At 66.6% G+C, this 5558-nt stretch carries 2 protein-coding genes and 1 pseudogene; all 3 read right to left on the bottom strand.

The features are described from left to right. The coding region (locus tag AQY21_RS04855) for a hypothetical protein (RefSeq protein ID WP_058096655.1) at positions 1-702 on the bottom strand (702 nt) is incomplete at its 3' end. Continuing rightward, positions 702-5051 (bottom strand): strawberry notch-like NTP hydrolase domain-containing protein, encoded by a 4350-nt coding sequence (locus AQY21_RS04850; protein ID WP_058096654.1) that lies wholly within the window; start codon positions 5049-5051, stop codon positions 702-704. The genes AQY21_RS04855 and AQY21_RS04850, both read right to left, overlap by 1 nt. A 158-nt stretch (positions 5052-5209) precedes the next feature. Continuing rightward, positions 5210-5558: pseudogene (locus AQY21_RS04845) on the bottom strand (antitoxin of toxin-antitoxin stability system); the annotation flags it as partial.

The raw sequence follows: 5558 nt of genomic DNA, 5'->3' as shown, positions 1-5558 counted from the left end.
CTCATCGGCGGCGCCGAAGCGGACGGCGTGGCCGAGAAGGTCGCCCATCGCCCGCCGCGGTGTCTCAACAGGTGCCTTGCCGGAACCGTCCGGGGCGAGCCAGGTGCGATGCGCGCCGGTCTGGTGGCCGGAGAGATCGGTGACGGCGGCAACGAGTGCCGGCCTGATCTCGGTGGGCGAATGCTCGTCGTGCCTGTAATAGCACCGCGGATGGTAGCGTAGCGCGGTTGTGTCCGAGAGGGAGGTGATCGCCCGCCCGTTGAGGTAGATCGCAGCAAGGGTGCCGTGGATCGGCTGCGCCATGGCGAAGAGGCGGCGCGACGCTTCAGGCGAACCGGGCGCGCTGATGGATGTGCTGCCGGTTGGCGTCTTCGTCTTCTCTGGTTCGGGATGCGGGAGGGCGAGGAAACGGCGCGCTTCCTCGGCCACCTCCTTGAAGTGGGTAAGACCGAGTGTCTGCCGGATGACATCGAGCAGATCGCCATGCTCCCCGGTGGCCATGTCGGTCCATTTCCCCGCCGCGCCCTTGCCGGATTCCGGCCCGGCAAGGCGGACGAACATCGAGCGGCCAGGAGTATTCTGCACATCGCCGACCAGCCAGTATCGCCCGGCGCGGTGGCCGGACGGCAGATAATGGCGGCAGACCGCCTCGGCCTCTCGGCCAAGGCGGATCGCCAGTTCAGATGCGTCGTGACGCGGCATCATGCGGCCTCCCGCTCGCCGATGCGTTCGACCGGCCAGCGGTCGAAGAGCTTGGCCAGCACGGCGGGTCCGCTGGCATCGACCGGCACGAACATGCGCAGCTTCCACGAGATGATCTCGTGAAACAGGCCATAGGCGCCGAGACGCTGGCGCATCGTGTCGGTGAAGCCCGAGAGTTCGATTCGGTTCACGCCCATGACGCGGACCCGGCGAAGCTGGAGGCCCTCGGCAAGATCGAATATCGTCCGACCGTCCATCAGGGCCGCGAAGGCATCCTCTGGCGTGACCTTCGCGATGCCGGTCGTGGTCGCGTTCGCGGCCCAGGCCGGGGAGACCTTGCGGCCGATGATGCGCTCGCCCGCATCGGTCTGGAGGCGATAAACGCGGGTGGACTCGTTCGGCAGCCGTTTCCAGATCGGCAGCAGCAACCCCGTCACCATATGGAGCGTGCTGTCGGCAAACTCCGGCATTTCCGCGACCTCAGCCTCCCAGGCGGCGGCGAATGCGTCCTGGTCGGCCTCGACCCAATGGGTCTCGCCCATCATCCTGATGGGGATATTGTGCGCTTCCATCGGGCGGATCAGCCTGACGCGGCGCTCGATCTCGCCGTCATCCAGCATGACGCTGGTGGTGGGGATCTGGACCGCCGCGCGGCCCGAACGCTCGTTGATCAGCAGCTTGGCTAGGGGATCATCGAGTTCGGCCAGGGCGGCGTCGAGCGTGACCGGGTGGTTGCGCCTGCGTTCGGTGATGGTCAGCAGGCTGGTTTCGGCCCCGGTGCGGGGGTGCGTGTAGATCACCTGCCGATCCGTCACCACGAAGCTCTCGGCGCGCAAGGTCTCCAGCCCGGCGTCATAGGTGCCGGACGCGATGGCGCCCTCGATCCGTGCGGTCAGAAGCTGCTCGAACGCGGTGAATAGGATGCCCTGAAGCTCGATGGTCAGCGCCAGCAGCCGGTTGAGGAAGGTGGTGATGGCGGGCAGATCGTCCTTGATTCCGTTCGAGTCCATCAGCTTCAGGCCGGTGGCGGATTCAAACCGTTCCAGCGCGCAACCCTCGACCTTGCCGCGCACCAGCAGCAGGTAGAGCTGGCGCAGCGCATCGCGTGCATATTGCGATTCCAGATTGTCCTCGGGCCGGAACAGGCCCTGGCCGCCGGTCTGGCGCTGGCCGCGCGTGATCGCTCCCAAGGTGTCGAGGCGGCGGGCAATGGTGCTGAGAAAGCGCTTCTCCGCCTTCACATTGGTCGAGATCGGCCGGAACAGCGGCGGCTGCGCCTGATTGGTGCGGTGCGTGCGGCCGAGCCCCTGGATGGCAGCGTCGGCCTTCCAGCCGGCTTCGAGGAGATAATGGACACGCAGCCGGGTGTTCTTTGCCGAAAGTTCGGCGTGATACGACCGGCCGGTGCCGCCGGCGTCAGAAAACACCAGCACGCGCTTGGCATCGTCCATGAAGGCTTGCGTCTCGGCCAGGTTCGCCGAACCCGCGCGATTTTCCACAACGAGCCGGTCGATGGTGACGCCGCGCTTGCGGACGATCCGTCGCGAGCGGCCCGTGACCTCGGCCACCGTGTCGGTGCCGAAATGCTGGATGATCTGGTCGAGCGCGCCGGGGACCGGCGGCAGGCTGGCGAGGCTGGCGATCATCTCGTCGCGCCGGGCCACCGCCTCGCGGCTCTCGACCGGCTGGCCGTCGCGATAGACAGGGCGCGAGGACAGGTTGCCCTCCGAATCCGTGAACGGCTCGTAGAGCTGGACCGGGAAGGAATGGGCGAGGTAGTCGAGGACATATTCGCGCGGCGACAGGTCCATTTTCAGATCGCCCCATTCCTCGGTCGGGATCTCCGCCAGACGCCGCTCCATCAGCGCCTCGCCGGTCGAGACGATCTGGATGACGGAGGAATGGCCCGCGTCCAGATCGGCCGTGATCGACCGGATCAGCGTCGGGGTTTTCATGGACGTGAGCAAATGGCCGAAAAACCGTTGCTTCGCGCTCTCGAAGGCCGAGCGCGCCGCAGATTTGGCCTGCCGGTTCAGCGTGCCCGAGCCACCATCACCGCCGGTGATATTGGCAGCCTGCATCGCGGCATCCAGGTTGTTGTGGATGATGGCGAAGGCATCGGCATAGCTGTCGTAGATGCGGACCTGTTCCGGGGTCAGCTCATGGTCGAGCAATTCGTATTCGACCCCTTTGAAGGAGAGCGATCGGGCGGTGTAGAGGCCGAGCGCCCGCAGGTCGCGGGCCAGGACCTCCATCGCCGCGATGCCGCCCGCTTCGACCGCTTCGATGAACTCGGCACGGGTCGAGAACGGGAAATCCTCGCCGCCCCAAAGGCCGAGCCGCTGCGCATAGGAGAGATTGTGGACGGTGGTGGCGCCGGTCGCCGAGACATAGACGACACGGGCCTTGGGGAGCGCATGCTGGATGCGCAGCCCGGCTCTGCCTTGCTGGCTGGCGGCGACATCGCCGCGTTCTCCCTTGCCGCCAGCGGCGTTCTGCATGCTGTGCGCCTCGTCGAAAATCACCACTCCATCGAAGTCGGTGCCCAACCATTCGACGATCTGTTTGACGCGCGAAACCCTTTCTCCGCGGTCATCGGAGCGTAGCGTGGCATAGGTTAGAAATAGGATGCCTTCGTTCAGCGTGATGGGCTTGCCCTGCGGGAAGCGGCTGAGAGGCGTGACCAGCAGCCGCTCCATGCCAAGCGCCGACCAATCGCGCTGCGCATCCTCCAGCAGCTTGTCGGACTTGCTGATCCAGACCGCCTTGCGGCGACCCTGCATCCAGTTGTCGAGAATGATGGCGGCGGATTCCCGGCCTTTGCCGACGCCGGTGCCGTCGCCGATCATATAACCCTGCCTGAAGCGGATGGCGCCCTCGGCGTCTTCCGGCGCGGCGGCGAGATTGTCGAGCGTGTCGTCCACCGTCCACGCCCCGGCAAGAAAACCGGCATGGGCCTCGCCGGCATAGATCACGGTCTCCAGCTGCGCCTCGGACAGCTTGCCGAGAATGTCCTTCGGCAGCGTGGGCCGGTAGCTCGGCTTTGGCGGCGCGATGCTTGCCATCGAGGCCGACTGCACGAGCCGGGTCGGATGCGCCTGCGCCCCGGCGATGCGAATCGTTTGAAGCCCATACTCCTCATAGATCGCATCCGAGAGGCGACCGTTCTCAGCCGGTTCCCAATCCACGGTCTCGTAGGCGACCGGCACGGCCTCCGGCTCCGCCAGAGGCGCGGCGGGCGCGGATCGCGCGGCGCAGTTGATATAGCCGCGCACGGTGCGGGGCGTCGGGGTCGCGGCAACCGGCACGGCAATGCCGGGATCGACCGGCAGCCGGGCCGGAAGCTGATCCGCCAGCCAGCCGATCAGCGTCGCCACGTCCGGCGCGACACCGGGCGATGCCGGGAACACCGCCGCGTCTTCGGCGGGCAGCTTGTCGATGACGGTCAGCCGCGTCGGGATCGTCGTGCCGTGTTTGGCATAGACCGATCCGTCGACGGCGGCGGAGAAGAGCACGCGGCCGCGTTCCTGCAGCCGGGTCCAGGAGGCGGTCCATGCCGGATTGTCGGATGCGAAGCTCGCCCCGGTGATGGTCACGAGCCGCCCGCCGGGCGCCAGGCGCGCCAGCGACGAGGCGACATGGCGGAAGGCGGCATCGGCCATGCGGCCCTCGACATGGGCCATGACCGAGAACGGCGGATTCATCAGCACCACGGTCGGAATAAGGCCGGGATCGAGATGATCGTCGATCTGGGCGGCGTCGAACCGGGTGACGGCGAGGGCCGGGAAGAGGGAAGACAAGAGGCCGGCGCGGGCCTCGGCCAGTTCGTTGAGCAGCAGCGTGCCGCCAGCGATCTCGGCCAGGATGGCGAGGAGCCCGGTGCCGGCCGAGGGTTCCAGCACCCGGTCGGCGGGGGTGATCGCCGCCGCCGTGACCGCCGCGAAGCCGAGCGGGACCGGGGTGCTGAACTGCTGGAAGGTCTGGGCTTCCTCCGACCGGCGCGTATGCGTCGGCAGAAGCCCGGCAATCTTGCCGAGCTGCGGCAAGATCGTCGCAGGAGTGCCGGCTTTGCGGAAAAGCGCATTGCCGTATTTGCGCAGGAAGAGAACGGTCGCCGCCTCGCAGGCATCATAGGCGGTCTTCCAGTTCCATGCGCCGGTGGCATCGGACGCACCGAAGGCGGCTTCCATGGCGCCGCGCAGGGTTGCGGCATCGACACGCTGGCCGCGTTCGAGATGCGGCAGGAGAAGCCTGGCAGCAGTGAAGACGCAGGCTGCGGTCTCGGCGTCGTGGTCGAGCGGAAGCGGCGCCGTGGCGGATGCCGCCGCGGATGCGGAAATCATGTTCATCGGGGATTCCTCGGGAGAGCAGGACAGGATCGAGCCGCGCAGCGCTCTCTCTCGACCGCACCGGCTTACATCCCTTCCGGCCGCTCTCTCCCTCTCAATCCGTGGCGAGAGCAGGCATGAAACAAGCGCCCGGCCGTCAGGCGGGGCGCTTGTCAGGATCAGCCAAAGCGGCGTCCGGCTCCGGTGAAGGTATATTCATTGGCGACGATGGCCTCGTCGATCACCTCATCCGAGGTCAGGTAGTCGTATTCGCGCTCCAACTGGAGGTAGAGCCAGCGGGCGAGATCACGCAGCGCCTCTATGACGATCTCCTCGGCATCGGCGGTCATGTCCTGATATGTCGGACTGTCGCGGGTGACGGAGATCGACATGCAATATTCGTGGTAGTAGTGGCCGCGATGCGTTGCCTCGGCTCGAAGTTGGTAGAAGTTGCGCTGCTGGACTGCCTGAAGGGCATCGGCGATGCCGTGCAGGGTCGTATCCAGCGGTGCATAGGACCGGATTTCG

Source organism: Paracoccus sp. MKU1 (genome assembly GCF_001447385.1).
GTDB lineage: Bacteria > Pseudomonadota > Alphaproteobacteria > Rhodobacterales > Rhodobacteraceae > Paracoccus.
The sequence above is the reverse complement of the archived record's forward strand: the minus strand, read 5'-3'. Positions and strand labels throughout refer to the sequence as shown.